This is a genomic window from Altererythrobacter epoxidivorans, from assembly GCF_001281485.1.
Classification (GTDB): domain Bacteria; phylum Pseudomonadota; class Alphaproteobacteria; order Sphingomonadales; family Sphingomonadaceae; genus Erythrobacter; species Erythrobacter epoxidivorans.
The window spans coordinates 273,223-291,547 of record NZ_CP012669.1; the positions used below are offsets into that span (position 1 = coordinate 273,223).

The 18,325-nt window shown below is 61.7% G+C and carries 19 protein-coding genes and 1 tRNA gene; 4 read left to right on the top strand and 16 right to left on the bottom strand.

The annotated features are described in order from the left end of the window. Nucleotides 1-5: 5 nt before the first annotated feature. The 3 genes from AMC99_RS01375 to AMC99_RS01385 are packed head-to-tail and all read right to left on the bottom strand — an operon-like array spanning nt 6 to nt 2,733. Entirely contained in the window at nt 6-962 is a 957-nt protein-coding gene (locus AMC99_RS01375) for an SDR family NAD(P)-dependent oxidoreductase (RefSeq protein ID WP_061921829.1), read from the bottom strand. 14 nt (nt 963-976) lie between these two features. Beyond that, entirely contained in the window at nt 977-1,543 is a 567-nt protein-coding gene (locus tag AMC99_RS01380) for a GNAT family N-acetyltransferase (protein WP_061921832.1), read from the bottom strand. 23 nt (nt 1,544-1,566) lie between these two features. Next, nucleotides 1,567-2,733 (bottom strand): mechanosensitive ion channel, encoded by a 1,167-nt coding sequence (locus AMC99_RS01385; RefSeq protein WP_061921835.1) that lies wholly within the window; start codon nt 2,731-2,733, stop codon nt 1,567-1,569. Nucleotides 2,734-3,068: 335 nt separating this feature from the next. Between AMC99_RS01385 and AMC99_RS01390 the strand changes: the two genes are divergently transcribed. Further along, nucleotides 3,069-3,524: a hypothetical protein gene (locus AMC99_RS01390; RefSeq protein ID WP_061921838.1), complete on the top strand. Its 456-nt coding sequence runs from the start codon at nt 3,069-3,071 to the stop codon at nt 3,522-3,524. 57 nt (nt 3,525-3,581) lie between these two features. Here AMC99_RS01390 and bla read toward each other — a convergent pair whose 3' ends face one another. The 9 genes from bla to AMC99_RS01435 form a co-directional block, all read right to left on the bottom strand. Next, nucleotides 3,582-4,472 carry a class A beta-lactamase gene (gene bla, locus AMC99_RS01395; protein ID WP_061921841.1) on the bottom strand — a complete coding sequence of 297 codons (891 nt, stop codon included), beginning with the start codon at nt 4,470-4,472 and terminating at the stop codon, nt 3,582-3,584. Next, entirely contained in the window at nt 4,469-4,939 is a 471-nt protein-coding gene (locus tag AMC99_RS01400; RefSeq protein ID WP_061921844.1) for a GNAT family N-acetyltransferase, read from the bottom strand. Before AMC99_RS01400 ends, bla begins: the two co-directional genes overlap by 4 nt. After that, a complete protein-coding gene (locus tag AMC99_RS01405; RefSeq protein ID WP_061921847.1) occupies nt 4,936-5,853 on the bottom strand; it encodes an RDD family protein in 918 nt (305 codons plus the stop codon). Before AMC99_RS01405 ends, AMC99_RS01400 begins: the two co-directional genes overlap by 4 nt. Next, on the bottom strand, nt 5,850-6,914 hold the full coding sequence (locus tag AMC99_RS01410; protein WP_061921849.1) for a stage II sporulation protein M: 1,065 nt from the start codon (nt 6,912-6,914) through the stop codon (nt 5,850-5,852). Before AMC99_RS01410 ends, AMC99_RS01405 begins: the two co-directional genes overlap by 4 nt. Beyond that, nucleotides 6,911-8,248 (bottom strand): DUF58 domain-containing protein, encoded by a 1,338-nt coding sequence (locus AMC99_RS01415; RefSeq protein ID WP_061921852.1) that lies wholly within the window; start codon nt 8,246-8,248, stop codon nt 6,911-6,913. The genes AMC99_RS01410 and AMC99_RS01415 overlap by 4 nt, the downstream gene beginning before the upstream one ends. 4 nt (nt 8,249-8,252) lie before the next feature. Further along, nucleotides 8,253-9,227, bottom strand: a complete 975-nt coding sequence (locus AMC99_RS01420) for an AAA family ATPase (protein ID WP_061921855.1) — start codon at nt 9,225-9,227, stop codon at nt 8,253-8,255. Continuing rightward, complete coding sequence (locus tag AMC99_RS01425; RefSeq protein WP_061921858.1) at nt 9,224-10,495, bottom strand: DUF4350 domain-containing protein; 1,272 nt, start codon at nt 10,493-10,495, stop codon at nt 9,224-9,226. Before AMC99_RS01425 ends, AMC99_RS01420 begins: the two co-directional genes overlap by 4 nt. Beyond that, the gene (locus tag AMC99_RS01430) at nt 10,492-11,160 is read right to left on the bottom strand and encodes a hypothetical protein (RefSeq protein ID WP_061927522.1); all 669 of its coding nucleotides are present in this window, start codon (nt 11,158-11,160) and stop codon (nt 10,492-10,494) included. The genes AMC99_RS01425 and AMC99_RS01430 overlap by 4 nt, the downstream gene beginning before the upstream one ends. Nucleotides 11,161-11,224: 64 nt before the next feature. Further along, nucleotides 11,225-12,118, bottom strand: coding sequence for a prephenate dehydratase (locus AMC99_RS01435; protein ID WP_061921861.1), 894 nt, complete (start codon nt 12,116-12,118; stop codon nt 11,225-11,227). A 150-nt stretch (nt 12,119-12,268) separates the two neighbouring features. Here AMC99_RS01435 and AMC99_RS01440 point away from each other — a divergent pair, with 150 nt between their 5' ends. Continuing rightward, a complete protein-coding gene (locus AMC99_RS01440) occupies nt 12,269-12,931 on the top strand; it encodes a c-type cytochrome (RefSeq protein ID WP_061921864.1) in 663 nt (220 codons plus the stop codon). A 34-nt stretch (nt 12,932-12,965) separates the two neighbouring features. Here AMC99_RS01440 and AMC99_RS01445 read toward each other — a convergent pair whose 3' ends face one another. Further along, nucleotides 12,966-13,631: an RlmE family RNA methyltransferase gene (locus AMC99_RS01445; protein WP_061921866.1), complete on the bottom strand. Its 666-nt coding sequence runs from the start codon at nt 13,629-13,631 to the stop codon at nt 12,966-12,968. Beyond that, the gene (locus tag AMC99_RS01450) at nt 13,628-14,872 is read right to left on the bottom strand and encodes a Ppx/GppA phosphatase family protein (protein ID WP_061921869.1); all 1,245 of its coding nucleotides are present in this window, start codon (nt 14,870-14,872) and stop codon (nt 13,628-13,630) included. The genes AMC99_RS01445 and AMC99_RS01450 overlap by 4 nt, the downstream gene beginning before the upstream one ends. Nucleotides 14,873-15,056: 184 nt before the next feature. Between AMC99_RS01450 and AMC99_RS01455 the strand changes: the two genes are divergently transcribed. Next, nucleotides 15,057-15,130: transfer RNA gene (locus AMC99_RS01455), tRNA-Gln, on the top strand. 43 nt (nt 15,131-15,173) lie between these two features. On the opposite strand, the gene AMC99_RS01460 is transcribed toward AMC99_RS01455, so the two are convergent. Continuing rightward, entirely contained in the window at nt 15,174-16,262 is a 1,089-nt protein-coding gene (locus AMC99_RS01460; RefSeq protein ID WP_061921872.1) for an Rv3169 family protein, read from the bottom strand. Nucleotide 16,263: 1 nt separating this feature from the next. Further along, on the bottom strand, nt 16,264-17,334 hold the full coding sequence (locus tag AMC99_RS01465) for a phosphotransferase family protein (protein ID WP_061921875.1): 1,071 nt from the start codon (nt 17,332-17,334) through the stop codon (nt 16,264-16,266). A gap of 104 nt (nt 17,335-17,438) precedes the next feature. On the opposite strand from AMC99_RS01465, the gene AMC99_RS01470 reads away from it, so the two are divergent. Then, nucleotides 17,439-18,323, top strand: coding sequence for an LOG family protein (locus AMC99_RS01470; protein ID WP_061921877.1), 885 nt, complete (start codon nt 17,439-17,441; stop codon nt 18,321-18,323). The last annotated feature ends 2 nt before the right edge of the window (nt 18,324-18,325 follow it).

Below are 18,325 nucleotides of genomic sequence, written 5' to 3' on the forward strand. Positions count from 1 at the left end.
GAGGATCAGTCGCCGAATTTCTCGCCGACCAGCCGCTCGCTCAACTCCCACAGCCGGTCTGCATTGCCCTTGTCGAGAGCGTAGGAGCGCACCCCGCCGATCGGGCTCGTATCGTCCTGCTGGGCAATCTGGCAGTCCTCGCAATACACCCCGCCGGTGCCTTCCAGCTCTTCGGCAGTCGCGGCCCAGCAAGTCGTAGCTGCGCCCTGTTCAGTATTCTTCCAGCCTTCGCCGCCAGCCTTGGCGACCTGTTCCATCCTGTCGCGCAGGAAGGCACGATCCTGGTCAGTCAGATGCCTGCCGAGGTTCGTTTCGATACCGCCCGGATGCAGGGCATAGGCATGGATGCCCTTGTCGGCGTAGCGATCTTCCAGCCCGACAGCGAAAAGGACATTCGCCGTCTTCGATTGCCCGTAGCTCTGCCACTTGTCGTAATCGCGCGTCTCGAAATTGGGATCGTCGAAGTCGACCGGGGCGATGTGATGGCCACGGCTCGAAAGGTTGACAATTCGCTTGTCCGATCCCTTCTCAACCAGCGGCATGAGCTTGCTGGTAAGCAGGAAATGGCCAAGGTGATTGGTGCCGAACTGCTGTTCGAAGCCGTCCGCAGTGCGGCCGAGCGGCGATGCCATGAGACCTGCATTGTTGATGAGAATATCGATCTTTTCGAAGCGCTCCTTCGCCTCTTTTCCTGCAGCGCGCACGCTGTCGAGAGAAGCGAGATCGACGACGATCGTTTCGACATCGTCATTGCCGCTGGCCGACCGGATGGCTTTGGCGGCGGTATCCAGTTTCTCCTGACTGCGGGCTGCGATCACGACATGCGCACCGCGCGCTGCCATGGCGCGAGCGGTTTCCTGGCCGAGGCCCGAAGCGCCGCCCGTTACGAAGACCGTCTTTCCGGAAAGATCCTTGCCGGCGAGCACTTCGTCGGTCGTGCTGTGAAATCCGAACTCGCTCATTTGTTCTCTCCCAATCAGTCGCCCAGTCGTTTTTCGAACAGGAATTCATCGTCCCTGTGCGAACCGACCCAGAAATCGATATCTGCTATTTTTTTGAAGCCGTAGCGTTCGTAAAATCTCTGTGCTCCGAAATTTTCGGACCAGACCGACAGCTGGATCGCATCGCAGCCGCGCTGCTTCGCCTCGGCGATGGCCCAACCCATCAGCCGCGCACCGATACCGCGGCCGGTCATGCCGGGGGCCGTATAGAGCTGGTTGAGGGCGATCGGTTTCACCGCATCGGAATATTCGATGTAGCCGCTCGGGTCGGACATCTTGCAATAGCCGAGCAGCGCCCCCTCTTCATCGGCGAGCTTGTGGATGTACCGATCATCCGCGATTTCCTGCTCGACGACCTGCGGAGTGTAGGCGCTCTCGAGGAAGGCTGAGAGATCCTCGGCGGCGTAGAGATGCTCGAAAGAGGCGCAGAAGCTCTCGCGCCCCAGTTTTGCCAGTTCGGCTGCATCGGAAAGAAAAGCGGGACGCAGGATATAGTCCTGCGCCCCGCCTTCGATGGCATCAGATGATGTTCCAGAAGTCATCCGATGCTCTCTAGCTTCAGAAGCTAGTTTCGTGAAGCGCGGTCCATCTCTTCGAGTTTGCGCGCCGCCCATTCCCGGCCGCCGAGGCCAAAGGCGAGCGCTGCCGCCACCGCGATACCGGCGATAATGATTGTCAGAATGTTCGTCGGGATCATCCCGCCGATGCCGGTGAAATCGAGGCCCATGAACACGAACAGCACTATGGTGAGCCATTTGACGACGGCCCCTGCAGAGCTTGTCTGCGCATCGCCGCTGATCAGTCGTGCCAGCAGGTTCGCGATCAGGAAACCGAAGGCGATGACCACGGCCCCGAAGATGACCCTGCCGCCAAGTTCGAGCAGGTGGTCGAGTATTGCAGTCAGTTCAGGGAAACCGAGCAACCTGGTCGCCGCGATGGCAAAGAACAGCACGATGGCCACCTGGACGACGCGAGCGATGATGCCCGATGCCGTAGTGCCTTCGGCTATCAGCCCGCTTTCGGCCAGTGCCCTGTCGACACCCAGCCCGGGCAGGATCTCCTTGATGATCTGCACCACGAACTTGCTGATCAGGTAACCGATGCCCAGCAGGATCGCGGCTGCGATGATGTTGGGGATGGCGTTGAAGATCATGCGCAGCATGTCGCTTGCCGGTGCCGAGATGGATTCGATGCCGAGCTGTTCGAGCGCAGCAATCGCCACGGGAATGGCAATGAGGACATAGGCGATCGTGCCGATGGTCTTGCTGATCGCACTATTCCCGGTGACATTGTCGACACCGCCGCGATTGGCCCATTTGTCGAAATCGACCGTCTGCAATGCGGTCACTACGATATCGCGTGCGATACGCGCCACCATCATGCCGATGAAGAAGATCAACCCTGCCCACAGAAGGTTCGGCAGGAACGCAACGACATTTTCGAGCAGGCTATCGACCGGTCCGGCGACGCCGCCGAGGCCCAGTATGTTGAGGATGACCAGAAGGCCGAAAAGCCAGATCAGCAGCGAGACGATCTTGCCCAGCGATTCACCCAGCGATTCCCCACTGCCCGTTCCACGTTTGAAAAAGTCGACATTGTCGACCAGTTTGGCGAATGCCCATTTTGCGGCACGCGCCAGTGCCCATGTTACGACGAGGGCGATGAGCGCCAGTCCGACTTTCTCGGCCAGCTCCCTCGCAACGTCCTGATCGAAGCGGTAATTCCAATCCATGGTTTCTCTCCCCCAAGATTGAGAAGGGAAGCGTATCACGGCGCCGCCGTAGGGGAAAAACGGGGCCTTACACGCGGTGGATAACTTTGACGCGGGTCAAGAGCGCCGGTCGGGAACGGCCATTACGATTTCGAGTCGCGCGGCTTGGGCGGTATGCGGAAACAATTGAAAATGGCTGCAATTACAGAGTTTTATCCGAGCAGTTTGACTCTCACCCATTCAAGGTGAACGTTTCCGCCCGCGTTGGGGGTGCAATCTCAGAACAATCGGGCCGCTTTCGGCCCTGACGCCTTACTTGGTCGCAATCTTGCGGGCCAAGCTAGGGGAGACTGCATATGAAACTGCAACTACTCGCGCCTGTGGGGGCGCTGGCGCTTACCTTTGCTCTGCCATACGCCGCATTGGCACAGGACGATGATCCTTATCCGATGGAGCCGGGTGAATGGGTTGAAGTGACCGGAATCGACCTGTCCGATGGGGCGGGGCTCAAATATTCGCAATGGCTTGCCGGGGAATGGCGCGCCAATTCCGATTTCGCAGTCGAGCAGGGCTGGCTCAACAGCTATGAAATCCTGATCAATACCCATCCGCGGGCGAACGAACCCGATCTCTACCTGATCCGGCGTTTTCCCAATTTCGTCGATAATGCCGAAGGCAAGCGCCGCAACAAGGTGATGATGGAGCGCTACAAGCGCAGCGAGGAAAAGCTGCAGTCGGAATCGGCCGACCGGGCCAGCTATCGCACCGTCGTGAGCGATATGCTGCTGCGCAAGATGGAATGGAAGGACTGACGCGAACCGGCAGGCGAGGGGGCGTTCGCGTCCCCTCCACGCGTGATCGGATCGCGATCAGGCCGTGGCGAAATCGGCGATAACCTCACCGACCTGCTGCATTACGAGGTTTGCCCGCGTGGTTGTTTCCGGGCCATCCTTGGTATGGTGGTAAACTGCGAAACACGTCGGTGGATGCCCTGCAGGTTCCACCCAGCCGATATCTACATAGAGCGGCTGCATTCCCGGCCAGTGCGACGTGCCCGTCTTGTCGCCCGCACTCCAATCCGATGGCAATCCGGCGCGGACACGCTGAAGACCGGTTGCTGTATCGACCGTCCACTTCAGCAAGGTCGCCCGGTTGTCACGGTCAAGTACGTTCCCGAACAGCAATCTTGCGACGGTACGGACCATGCTGTCCGGCGTGGTCGTATCGCGCACCTCGCCGGCAGGCACATTGTTCAATTCAGGCTCCATCCTGTCCAGCCGGCTGCTGACATCGCCAATTTCGCGCCAGAACGCCGTCATCCCCTCGGGTCCACCGAGCCGCTGCAGCAGCAGGTTGGTCGCCGTGTTGTCGCTCAGGACCTGGGCTGCCCTGGCGAGCTCTCGCAACGTGGCACCTTGGCCGAGCCGCTCGGTCGTGAAGGGAGCATGGGAAAGAAGGTCGTCCTTCGTCCATCGCACCAATTCTTCGGCGTCGATCGCCCCGCTAGCGTCCTTCGAAAGGAGCATGGCAGCGAGCGACAGCTTGAAGGAAGAGCAGTGGCCGAAACGTTCGAAACGGTTGAGGCCGGCGGTCGCCCCGGTCAGCGTCTTATACATAGCGACGCCGAGCGTTCCACCTGAAGCCGCCTCGATGATCCGCAGTTTCGCATTGATCCGGCCAAGCGGGCTCTGGTCGATGGGGACACATGCGGAGAGCCCCGACAGGCCTATACCACCAAGTACGGCGCGGCGTCCGATCATGCCAATTCCATCTCCATGCAGACGCTGAAATCGTCGGCGACGTAATCGCCGAAAGGCTCGCACTGTGCGAAGCCATGGCTGAGATAGAGCTGGCGGGCAGGCTGGAACGCCTCGGGCGTTCCCGTTTCCAGTCCGATCCATCGATATCCGCGTTCCCTTGCGACATCGAACAGGTGATGCAGAAGGGCTTTCCCTGCACCTTTCCCGCGATATGCGGGGCTCGCCCGCATCGACTTCAGTTCTCCGCGATTCCGATCCAGTTCCTTGATCGCGCCAACGGCGGCGAGGACATCGCCATCCCATGCGACAAAAAAAGTCACGTCGGGATGGGCGAGCCGCTCGGCAGGCATCGCGTGCACGCTTTCGGGCGGCGACCACTGGTGCATTTCATCGAGGTGCAATTGCAGCAGTGCGCGGACTTCCGCATCGCCTAGATCCCCCTTTTCGATCCGGTATGTGCCGATCATGAGAACTTGTCCCTTTTCCGCTTGCCGAAACGCATATCACCTTCGAGCCTTGCCCGTAACTGCGCATAGAATGCTTCGAGGAAAGCCCGTTCGTCGCCAGCGCCGGGATCCCATCCGATCTTGCGACAGATGGTCTCGTGAACCGCCGCAATCGCATCGGGCTGGTCATCGCGAAGGACACGCTCGAGCGTTTGCAGTTCATGCTCTCCGTAAACCGATAGCTCGGCTTCGCCGAATTCGTAGCGCGTGCCGGTGATTTCGCTCGCGCCGCTGGCGGCCACCGTCGTCGACAGCGTGTCGGCCAATTTCGCGCGCGGTGCCTCGACGACCCAGGTACCGGCGATCACGTCACCTGCCCGCAGGGCATCTTTGTTGAAGAACGGGAAGGCCATGAACATAAGAAACCAGGCGAGCCCGGCATATCCCGCATTTCCCATCTCGCCGCTCGGTGCGACCATGATGAAAATGAGCGGCATGAACAGCTCGATGTCGCGCAGCAGGTTGCGCGCAATCACGGCCTCTGCGGTCAACCTGCCGCCATCGCGCGCCGCAACCCGAATGCCGGTTATATGCTTGCCCGGTGTGGCCCCCCTCGGTCCCAGCTCGAAAAAGAGAAAATAAGCGTAGCGGACGAGGAACAGCACGATCACATAGACGATGAAGATGAACTCGGCAGCGCCTGTAACCTGGTCGTCGACGCCGGTTACGATGGTGTCGATGATCCCGCCGAATATCCACGCCATCAGGGCATTGAAGATGATGAGGCCGAGGAAAAGGAACAGGAAATCCAGCGTCAGTGCACCGAACCTCGCACCTCTCGACGCCACCGTGATCGGTACGGTCACGCCTTCGGGTGTGACCATCTGGCGCCGACGGTCGCCGCGATGCTTCAGGACGGGGGAGGCCGCACTCATTCTGCACCGCCACGGTCAGGCGGGTTGAAGACGAAGAAGTAAATTACCCAGAAAACCAGCAACGTCCCGCCGATTGCGAAGCGTTCACCCATCCCGCCGATCAGCTGGCGGGGAAAAGCTTCGAGGAAAGCTGCGACCACCATCATGATGACGACGCCCGTCATGACCAGCGCCGACCGGCGACCGGACTCAGAGGCCGCATCGAGCACGGAGCGATTTCCGGGAAAGGCCATAGAGCGGCCGATGTGCAGGCCCGCCGCCCCTGCCAGAAGGATCGCGAACAGCTCTGTCGTTCCGTGGACCGATAGCCATGCGGCGAAATTCAGCTCCAGCCCCTGGCCTGCAAACAGCCACATCATCGCGCCGAGCACGGCCATGTTGTGAATGAGGAGCAGGATCGACGGGATACCGAAGGCGAAGCCCAGGGCAAACGCCATGATGGCGACCCCGGCATTGTTGCTGAACAGCGAGGCGGCGAATGTCGACAGCCCTTGCGCGTTTTCCTGCACGGATAGCGACTGCAGCAATTCCTCGCGGCTTGCCCCGGGTACGCGTGTGTCGAGGAACTGCGTCGGGACCAGCCGGTAATACCATTCGGTTTCGCGCGAGACGAGCAGCCAGCCGACGATTGTGCCTGCAACCATTGCAAACAGTGCGATGCACACGTCGAGCCAGATTTCACGCACTGCCCGGCTCCACCCGCCGAGGAAGAAGCCGCGCAGCCAGGTAAACAGGCCCTGCCGCGGACCATAGACCTGGAACCAGGCGCGCTGGACGAGCGATTCAAGGTAGTCGAGGGTGGCACGATCGAGCGACGTTTCGCGGGCAACCGAAAGGCTCGATGCGGCGGTGCGATAGAGGGTCGGTAGCTCGAGCAGTTCTTCGTCGGTGATACGGCGCAGCGATCCACGCTCCATCCGGCTGAGGATGTCCTCGAGCCTGCGCCAGTCGCCTTCCCGCTCCAGCCGGAAACGGTCGGACCGCAGCGCGGCACTCTCGATATCAGGCGGCGCGGTTACGTCACCCGTTCTGAACCAGCTGGAGATAACGGGGGCCTTCATCCGATCGCCTCGCTCCGCTTGATCGCGAAATAACGATCGATGAGTTGGTATCCGATCTGCTCCCACGGTGCCTCGATCACATCGACGCCCAGCCGCCTCAGGCGCTGGAGCACGATGGCACGCTGTTTCCCGAGCGTTTCGGCAGTGACGCTGCGGGCCATGACCGCAAGATCGCTCGGCGCTTGCGAGGTTGCCTCCTCAATCTCGCTGTCGGCGATCGTGACGAACAGGACGAGGTGTTTGTCGACCAGTCGCCCTACGCTCTCCACCATGATTTCGGCGGCGGTCGGATCGGTGAAATCTGAGAACAGGACGATCAGCGAGCGGCGCTGCAGTTTGGCGGTCAGGGTTGCCAGGGCCAGGGTGAAATTCGATTCCGTCGAGTGGTAGTCGAGGCCGGCAGCGGCGCTTTGCAGGCGGTGGAACGCGCGGCTGTCACCGATAAATGGTGTGCTGACTTCGGGACGCTGGGCAAAGCCGAACAGCGACACGCGGTCACCGCCCTTGAGCGCGACATAGGCGCAGGTGAGGGCGGCAGAAACCGCCCTGTCGATACGCGGAAGGCCATCGACCGGCTCGCACATGGCCTGCCCACAGTCGAAGGCGAAAACGATCTGGTTGTTACGCTCGCTTTCGTTCTCGCGAGCATAGAGGCGTGTGTGGCGGGCGCTCGCCTTCCAGTCGATGCGCCGGCGATCCATGCCCGGCTCGTATTCGCTCAAGGCTTCGAATTGCGTACCTTCCCCGCGGATGCGGCGCGCGATGAGGCCGAACTGGGCGTCGCGCAGATATGTCTGGAGATCTTTCGACCTGACCGGGCTGAGATCGGGCCAGATCCGAACCGAGCGATCGACCTCGTATGTCACCTGCCTTGCGGCAAGGCCCAGCGGACCGTTCCACCTTAGCCATACGCGGCTGATTGTCGCGGTACCCCGGCGCGTCGGGCGGGCTAGGTGGATGCCGCGATAGACGCCGTCGTGCGGAGTGAGGGCGATCGACGCACGCCCCCCGTCGCCCAGGCGCGGATCGAACTCAACCGCACCATCGACACTGCCCGCCATCCGGCCACCAAGGTCTGCAACCAGCGTAATCGGCGTCGGCTCTCCCACCTCGGCATCCGCCGGAGCAAGCAATTGCCACGAGGCCAGTCGCCCGGCAATCAAGCCGTCGAGGAGGGCGACCAGCAGGAACGCCAACAGTGCGGCAGGCGCGATGATCCACGATCCGGGTGCCGTTGCAGCCACCAGCAGCGCGACCGGCGCAGCGGCTGCCGCAATCCATGCGGAGCGCTCGGTCGGCACGATTGGCAGCTGTGGGATAGCCGGCAGCTTCATCGGATCAGCGTGGTGCCTCGGTACTTTCGACCAGTTCGGAGACGAGGCTTTCGAGATCGCGGCCTTCGATTTCGGCTGCGGGGCTGAGGGTCAGGCGGTGGCGCAGGGTCGGAACCGCCAGCGCTTTCACATCGTCCGGAATCACATAGTCGCGTCCGTCGAGCGCGGCGCGGGCCCTTGCGGCATTGGCGATCAGCACGGCCGCACGCGGACTGGCACCGACCGAAAGTTCCGCATGGTCGCGGGTGGCACGCACGAGCCGGACGACGTAATCGACGATTTCTTCGGCCACAGTGACCTGCGACACGGCTGCCGAGATTTGCGAAAGCGTCGCGCTGTCAGTCACTGCCTCGACACCAAGATCTGCCGGGCGGGGTGGGCCCTGCCTCTGGCCGTATCGGGCAACAATGGCGGCTTCCTCGCGCTCGCCGGGATAGGGCACCAGCAGCTTGAACAGGAAACGGTCCAGCTGTGCTTCGGGCAGCGGATAGACCCCCTGGTTCTCGATCGGATTCTGGGTCGCCAGGACCAAGAAGCGATCGGACAGCGCATGAGTTTCACCGTCGAGCGTAACCCGGCGTTCCTGCATCGCTTCGAGCAGGGCGGCTTGTGTCTTTGGCGGCGTGCGGTTGATCTCGTCGGCCAGCAGGAGCTCGCAGAAGATCGGGCCGCGCGTCAGCGTGAACTGGCTGGTCTGGAAGTTGAAAAGGTTCGAGCCGAGAATATCGCCCGGCAGCAGGTCTGGCGTAAACTGGATACGCCCGAAATCGAGTCCGAGCGCGGTCGCAAAACTTTGCGCAAGGAAGGTCTTTGCGGTTCCCGGAGGGCCTTCGAGCAGGACGTGCCCTTCGCTGACCATGGCAACCAGCAACAGGTCGACCATCTCGTCCTGCCCGATAATGGCCTTGGTCACTTCGGCACGGATCTTTCCGGCGAGCGCGCGCAGGTCGGCCAGGCTCATGACCTCAGGTGTGCTCATTGCTTCAATTTCCTCTCGATATCTTTGAGGGCCGCAGCTGCGGCGAGGATTTCTGATGGACGACGCGCGCGGCGCAATGCGGCGGCGCGACGTGAAAAGGGTTCTTCGTCGGGAAGCCTGCGCTGCATGGCGAGGTCGATTGCGCCCGCGTCTGCACGCGTCAGGCCAAGCCGGGCCTGAAGCCGGCGCGCGACCAGCGAAACATAGGGTTCGGCGAGCAGGCGATACCGCCGGGCGCGCAGGATCAGCCCGGCGCCGTTTGCGATGAGGCGCTGTTTCCCGAAGGCGATCGCGGGTTCTTGCGCGATGGCTGGTCCGAATCGCATGAAGGCGCGCCATCCCACCACGATCAGCGCCAGCAGCAGGCACAGCGTGGCAGCGAGGAAAGGCGGCGTGAAGGCGAGGGTCAGGAGGTTGGTTTCTCCGCCGAAACCGCTCTGCGTCAGGTCGAACGTGACCGAATAGGCATCACCATTGGCGACATATTCGACGATTGCCATGGCGAACTCGGCATTTTCCGGTCGGGCCATGCCGTAATTGTTCACCAGATCCGGCTCGACGATGAAGATCGTCCAGTGGGCATTGTTGTAATAGTCGCTGTCTTCCTCTCCCAGCACCGACAGCGCCAGTACGCCGCCCCCGCTGTCGGTGGCGAGGGTCTCGTGCTCGCTCGTCTGCGAGGCGACCTGCGACTGAGGTTCCGGAAGCTTGCCGCTCAGCCCCATGCCGGACCAGCTGAGCCGTTTCGATCCACCCTCGTCATGTTCTGTTGTGTCGAAAGCGTATGGTTCGGGTAGGTCTGCGGTCCAGTCGGGCGCAGCCGTCCCTTGCAAGACGACCCAGCCTTCTTCCGGCTTGCGCTCCAGCTTGTCCGCTACCTTCTTGGGCAGGTTCTCGGGGAAGCGGGTCGCGTACCATTTCGGAAGGATGACGATGGTCGGCCCGAGGTTTTCCCGCTTTTCCAGGATGTCCCCGATCTCTTCGGCGTCGGTGAAGGTCGGCGGTGTGAGGATCAGGAGGTCGTATGTGTCGAGACCGCTGGGGGACCGCGAAAGGTTGACGTCGAACCCCTTGAGCTCGAGCAGTTTGGCAAAAGCGGAATAGCCGTTGAGGCCGTTCGATGCAGCGTGGGATCGCCCGTCATTGCCCTGTCGCTCGGTATCGCCCGCGCCGATGAAATAGAGCAGCGCAAGAAAGGCGATGGCGCCAAATACGACCAGCGCAAGGACCGTCCTCAGCGAGAAGGGCGAGTTGCCGGACCTGCTCATGACGTGCGCCTTTCCAGCCTGACGAGCGCGAAGCTCGCGTAAGCTTCGCGGGCGACCTGCCAGTCGTTGCTGTCGAGGGTGCGCAGCGCGAACAGGCTGCGCTCGACCCGTTCCGCAATAGTGCCGAATGCACCGCGGGCGGCATCGGACAACAGATCCAGTGTCGCCAGTTCGCGGGCGGTACTTGATGGTTCGACCCAGCCGGGATGCGCGTCGGCAATATGGCCGACGCTGCGCTTGAGGAGTAAGTGCGTCGCCTCGTCGTAGCGTCCCTCTGCCGCCAGCCTGTCCGCCTCCTCGAGCAGGGCGATGCTGGCTTTCTCGTCCGGACGCCAAGCTTCCAGTTCGTCTTCTTCGACCGAACTCGACCGAACCCCTTGCGGACCGAACGTGCGATAGAGGAACCACGCGACCGCCGCGATGAAAGCGGCGAGCAGGACCCAACGCAAGACCGGCCAGCTTTCGGCGATGAAGCGGCCAACAGGCGCGAAAAAATCGGCGAGTTGGGCAATCAGCCTGTCGAACCAAGTCGGTTCGGGCGGTGGGACCTCGGGAATTTCGAGTGGGGCGAATTGGATTTCGTCGTGGGATTGCAGTTCGCGCCACGCACCGGCGCTATCCGCTGCGCCTGCTGTTTGCGCCCCTACCGTCGAACCCGTCGCCATCGCATGGTTGGTGACACGTGAGCGTTCGTGGCGCAACCACTTACGCCAAGCGATCAACGACTTGTCAGCCGCGTGGACGCGCCTGCCTGTAAGTTCCCAAGATGCGAAGCTCCTTGCAGTGGAACGCCAGTTCCTCCAGCGCACGATCGACTGCCGGATCGCCCGGCGCGCCGATGATGTCGGCATAGAACATGGTCGCGGCGAAGCTTGCGCCCTGCTGGTAGCTTTCCAGCTTGGTCATGTTCACTGCATTGGTCGCGAATCCGCCCATCGCCTTGTACAGCGCGGCAGGGATGTTCTTCACCTCGAAGATGAAAGTCGTGATCGCATCTTCGCCTTCGAACAGGGCCGGGTCGTTGGCTTCTTTCGCAAGGATGACGAAGCGCGTCATGTTGTCCGGCGAATCCTGGACATGTTCCTCGATGATTTCGAGGCCATAGAGTTCGGCGGCAATCGGTGGGGAAATCGCGGCAATCGTGGGATCGCCCTTTTCGGCGACGAATGCGGCAGCGCCTGCCGTATCGGCATAACTCATCGGCACGATACCGCGTTCGCGCAGGAAGTGGCGCGACTGGCCCAGCGCCTGCGGGTGACTGTAGGCCGCTTCGAACGGTCCCTTGCCGACGCCCATCAGGGCATGGTCGATCGGCATGAAGAATTCGCCGACGATCGACAGGCCGCTTTCGGGCAAAAGGAAGTGAATATCGGCGACACGACCGTGCTGCGAATTCTCGATCGGGATGATGGCCGATCCCGCCCGTCCGGTTTTCACCGCTTCCAGCGCGTCGGCAAAGCTGAAGCAGGGCAGCGGCAGGCAATCGGGGCAGGCTTCCAGCGCGGCACGATGCGAATTGGCGCCTGGCGACCCCTGGAACGCGATTGCGCGTGAGGGATCTGCAGAGGCGGATTCGCGCATGGAGTCGACCATGGCCTGGGCTGGCGCGGGAAAGCTGTGCATGGCGATGCTGCTATCCCCGCTGAGGGGCGCCCGCAAGCCTTGTTGCCCCGCTTGCAACAGAAGATGCGCGCATCGCCCTTGCACCTTGCGTCAGGCGCGACTAGAGCGGCGCCCAATTGCGTAACAGTCAATCGCGGATCAAATCTGACCATGGACGATCGTTTCAACACTGCAGCCGGCTGGATCCTGTTCTCCGGCATCATCGCGCTGGGCCTCTCGATCCTGAGCGGTATGTACTTCCATGCCGACGGGCACGAGGAACTGGAAGCTCCCGGCTTTGTCATCGAAGGTGGCGACGAAGCTGGCGGCGGCGCTGCCGAAGTCACGATGGCACAGGCGCTGAACATGGAAGGCGTTTCGGCTGCTGCGGGCGAAAAGATTTTCGCCAAGTGCACCGCATGTCACACCATCAACCAGGGCGGCGCTGACGGTATCGGTCCGAATCTCTACGGCATCATGGGCAAGCCGGTTGGCAAGCATGCCGCAGGCTTCGCTTACAGCTCGGCCCTGTCCGAACATGGCGGCGTGTGGGATTGGGAAACCATGAACGAATGGCTCAAGAGCCCGAAGGCATTTGCCAGCGGCACGAAGATGAGCTTCGCCGGCCTCAGCAAGATCGAAGATCGTGCTTCGGTTGCTCTCTATCTCAACGAAAACGGTTCGAACCTCGCCGTGCCTGAATATACCGCACCGGTTGCGGATGAGGCTGCAGAGGGTGAACCTGTCGATGCCGAAGCAAGCGCCGAAGCCGAACTGGTGACGGAAGAAGCGGTCGAAGCTGGAACGGCAGCGGACGCTCCGCCGGCAGGCTGATCAGCCGCTGAAATTTACAGTTGAAAGGGCGGGCTTAGTCCCGCCCTTTGAATTTCTGGGCTATCACATACCACTCGGACGAACCCTTACGGCTTGCGGGTGGTTTAGCGTGTTTGACGCTGGCAAAATTCTTCTTGAGCAGCGTCAGCAGGTCCTGGTCGGTACCGCCGGCTAGTACCTTGGCGACGAATGCCCCGCCTTTCTCAAGGTTCTCGATCGCGAACCATGCTGCCGCCTCGACGAGGCCCATCGTGCGCAGGTGATCGGTCTGCTTGTGGCCGACGGTGTTGGCCGCCATGTCCGATATGACGAGATCGGGCGCGCCATCCAGGCCCGCTTGCAGCGCTTCCGGCGCCGCATCGTCCATGAAATCCATCTGCAGGATGGTGACACCTTCGATCGGGTCGGTCGGGAGCAGGTCAATACCGACGACAGACGCCTTGGGCGCGAGTTTTCGCACCACCTGGCTCCAGCCGCCTGGCGCGATTCCCAGATCGACCACGCGCTTCGATCCCTTGATCAGGCTGAATTTGTCGTCGAGCTCGATCAGCTTGTAGGCCGCACGGCTGCGATAACCTTCGGCCTTGGCCTGCTTGACGTAGGGGTCGTTTAGCTGCCGCTCCAGCCAGCGGGTCGACGAGGCTGTCCTGCGCTTGGCAGTCTTGACGCGCTTGTCGGGATTGCGGCCGGACCGGCTCATGATTGTTGCTCCGCCGGGATCGGGCGCTGAAGTTCGGAAGCCATCAGGCTCCGCAGGATGCCCTCGCGAATGCCGCGATCGGCAACGCCCAGCCGTTCAGCCGGCCAGATGTCGAGGATCGATTCGAGGATGGCGCAACCGGCGACGACCAGTTCTGACCGGTCGTGTCCGATACAGGGCAGCTCCCCACGCTCTGCCTGTGACATGCCGGACAGGCGCTGACAAATGCCGCGCATAGCATGAGCGGGGACGATCAGCCCGTCGACAGCCTTGCGGTCGTAATGCGGCAATTCAAGATGCAGGCTGGCAAGGGTGGTCACCGTGCCGCTCGTGCCCAGCAGGCGGATATCAGCTTGCTTGGATGCCTCTGCAATACGTTCGGCAAAAGGCGCGAAGCTCTCGCTGACGATCTCGCGCATTCTTGCAAACCGCTCGACGCGGGCAGCCTCATCGCCTTCGCTGCGGCCCACGGTGTCGGTAAGCGAAACGACGCCCCACGGCACGCTGAGCCAGTCGAGGATGCGCGGGACCCTGCCACCTTGTTCGAGCAGCACGAGCTCGGTGGAGCCGCCACCGATGTCGAAGATTATCGCCGGACCTTCACCCTGTTCGAGCAGGATATGGCAACCAAGCACCGCGAGACGGGCTTCTTCCTCTGCGCTGATGATGTCCAGCGCGATACCGGTTTCCTGCCGCACGCGCTCGATGAATGCCGGACCGTTGGCGGCTCGGCGACACGCTTCGGTCGCGACGGACCTTGCCAGGAAAACGTTGCGGCGGCGCAGTTTCTCCGCGCAGATCGAAAGCGCGCTGAGTGTGCGATCCATCGCGGCATCCGAAAGCCTGCCCGAATTGGCGAGCCCTTCGCCAAGTTTTACCACGCGGCTGAAGGCGTCGATAACCGTGAAGCCATCGCCCGATGGCCGCGCGATCAGCAGGCGGCAGTTGTTCGTGCCAAGATCGAGCGCGGCATAGGCCTGGCGCGGATGCGGGCCGGTGCGCTGCACGATCGGGTCGATGCGCTGCGGGTTTTGCCCGTCCGGCTTCGAATCGCGTCTGGATTTGCGGTGCGGGTGGTCTGTGCGTGCAGATTCGCGGCCGGCCCCCTTGTCCTGGGTGCCTTGGCGATTCTTGCCGGGCTGCGAGGAACGTTTGTAGCGAAAATCGGCTACCTTGCCGGACTTGCCGTTCCTTTTTCCGCCAGCCCTACGTTTGGCGTCCGGCGGAGAATAATCCGCCATAATCAGTACTTTCTTTTCCTCTCGCGCCATCGTGACGCGAGGACTTGGTACCGATGTTAGTCGCAAGTGGGGCTACTCGCAAGTTTGCGTTCCTGCAGCTGTCATCGCGGCCTTGACCTTATGGCTGCACGAAACTAGATGCACGCCTCGCCCAAGCGGACCGGAAGCGGTCGCGAGGGCCCGTTGCCCCGTCGTCTAATGGTAAGACTACGGACTCTGACTCCGTCAATTGAGGTTCGAATCCTCACGGGGCATCCAAAACCTCCATATCTGTAAATTGTGCCGGCCGGTGCAGGCGTGCCTAGCCGCCGTCGAACATGGCTGTAAGCCCGAGCGGCCCATACGGCCCCAGGATCAGCTGTTCGAATACGCCGATCCCTTCCTGCCCGTCGCTGGCCACAACCTTGCAGATCAGCTGGACATGCAGGTTCGAGGGATCGAGCGGATCGAGATCGGCGAGCACGTAATCCTCGCGTTCGATCTCCAGCGCGCCATGATGCAGTCCGTGTCCCCACTTGGGGTGCGTATAGCCCAGGCCCTTCATCTGGAAACGGCCGAGCGGTTCGAGGGTCACGCTGTCGGGCGCACCCTCTACATCGAGTTCGATCGTCCCATCCTCGGGCCAGCGGGTGCCCTGCTGGAGCGCAGAACTCATCACGCCGTGGCCCTCGGCGATCCGGTCGTCGTTCGAACCGTCGCGCGCAAATGCAGCCCGGGTATTCCAGGGGTGTCCCCCGGTATCGGCGTTCAGATGGAAGAACAGGGAGGACGAGGGAAAATTGATCGGGGTCCACTGCCAGAAGAAGGCGGGCATGGGCGCGCCGGGAATTGCCTGCGGGTCGCGTTCGCCGATCGGCCTTACGCCCCAGCTCCGGTCCCGTGTTCCGGCAGTGCCCGATGCGATTTCCCGCCTGACGCCATCGACGCTGATCCAGCCTTCGTAATGGCCGTTCTGGGTCATCCGCGTGTAGTCCATGAACGCCCGCGTGCCGATGCGGTGGATGAAGCGCGGTTCCTCGATCGGGAATGCCCGTCCGGTAAAGGTGATTTCGGCAGATATGCCGTCGGTCTCATCGACGATCAGCCGTAACCGGTTGAGCGGTTCGATCACTTCGATTGAAATGGGACCACAACGCAGCGCCATGCGCTCCATGCCCATTTCGCAGCTGGCATGGAGGTTGTGCTGGACGCCATCCCTGATGATGCTGAAGTGTGCGTCGGCGACGTCGAGGTGCGGATACACGCCGAACGCTGCCGCAAAGAACTCGCTGCCGTCTGGGGCATATCCGTTGAAGAAATACCGGTCGTAGAAATTGCGGTCTGTGCCAGAGTAGGCGACCGGCTCGCTGGTCTGGTGCAGGGGGTATTCGTCGCCTCTGGAAAGTACCATTTCAATATCGCTCCTTGAGTGCCGCTATCGAGCCATGCTCCAGCGCGAGCGCGCATGCTCCGCGCGCCATCGACAGGAAGTTCCGGTCTCCGCGTTCCGTGCGCTCGACGAACGCGGCGCTGAAGACGGCGGTCGATGCGCCGTGCAGCGCGCCGATCCTGTAATCTTGCCAGAACTCAGCATCGTCGAATGTGACGCCGCGCGCGTCCATTTCGGCGCGATAGAGATCTAGCAATTCGGTTTCGTGAGCGCGGCGAAGATCGTCGCCGATACCGCAACCCAGGAAATATCCGATATCGGTCATCGCGTTCCCGGTCGCCACGGTCTGCCAGTCGAGGATCGCGATGGGTTCGGCGCCATCCCTGATATCGAACAGCATGTTGTCCAGCCGGAAGTCGCCATGGATGATGCATTGCGGTGGGTCACCGCGATGGAACCAGAGATCGCAATTCTCGGCCAGTTCATTGCAGACCTGCATCAGTTCCGGTTCGAGCAGGTCGCCATAGCGTTCCTGCCAAATGGCGTGGGCCTGCGGGTAGAGTGCCGCGATTTGCGATCCGAGGTCGGGTGGAGGCTGGATCCATCCGGCCTCCAGCATGGCGACATTATTCCAGCTGGGTCCATGTAGCGCAGCAGCTTGACGGACGGCGTGACGTGCCTCTTCCAGCGTGCAGCTTTCCAGCTGGTTGCCGCCCCGTGCCGGTCCGAGATCTTCGAACAGCAGGATGAAATCGCGCCCCTCGTCATCGACGCATGCTGCATGGGTCCTTGGCACGCGAACATCGAGGCGCGGCGCGAAATCGCGGTAGAATTCGACTTCCTTCCTGTAGAGCCCGAAGAGTGCGGCAGTGTTCCTGCTCGTTTCGTCTGCCGCCGGAAACTTGCCGGCCAAGGTCGCGGGCAATGTGCCGGGGTCGCTCCATTCCAGTGCGAAACGTGCGCTGTCGCCGACCTGTCCGGTCCCGATGGGTTGCCACGATACCTGCTCGATAGCGGCATCCCCGCTGTAATCGAGCGCTTCGGTTATCCATGTCGGCGTGACCTCTTCGGGTCTTGTCGGGAATTCTGCCAAACACTGCCTCCCTCTCTCCACTGGCAAGCTTATGGAAGGGTTGGGTTTGCCGCAATGCAGAAGGTGACTTGCCGTGTTTACCGCTCGCGCCTAGTGCCGGAGCAATGAACGAAAAACATCCAGATCACGAACTTACCGACCGCAAATTCTACCGTGCCAAGCAGGAAGCCGCGTTCTCCGACGCCGGTCCGCACGAAACCCCTCAGACGCAGCACCCGGCCTACAAGCTGGCGTTCCGCGACACCGATTTTATCCTGCGCGACGAATTGCGCCCGGTTCGCTTCCAGCTTGAACTGCTGAAGCCCGAAATGCTTCTCGACGAAGCGCGCATCGGCTCGACCTTCGTCATGTATGGCTCGGCTCGCATCCCTTCGCCCGAAGAGGCAGAAGCACGTGTCGAAGCTTCGAAGAACGAAGGGGAATACGAGCAGAAGGTCGCGCAGAACCTTGCTGCGAAGGCCAAGTATTACGACGAGGCATACAAGCTCGCCCGCATGGTGAGCGAGAAGTCGATCATCGAAAACGGAGAACGCCAGTTCGTCGTCACCACGGGCGGCGGACCGTCGATCATGGAAGCGGGTAACCGCGGCGCGAGCGACGCCGGGGCAGAATCGATCGGCCTCAATATCGTGCTCCCGCACGAGCAGGCGCCGAACACCTACGTGACGCCCTATCTCAGCTTCCAGTTCCACTACTTCGCGCTGAGGAAGATGCATTTCCTGCTGCGCGCACGGGCGGTCGCGGTCTTCCCGGGCGGCTTCGGCACGTTCGACGAATTCTTCGAGCTGCTGACGCTGATCCAGACCGGCAAGATGAAGCGCATTCCGATCCTGCTGTTCGGCAAGGATTTCTGGAATCGCGTCATCGACTTCGAAGCTTTTGCCGAAGAAGGCACGATCTCGAAGAAGGACCTCGAGCTGTTCCACTGGTGCGAAACGGCTGACGAGGCATGGTGCCACGTCGCCGATTTCTACGAACTTAAATGCTGAAT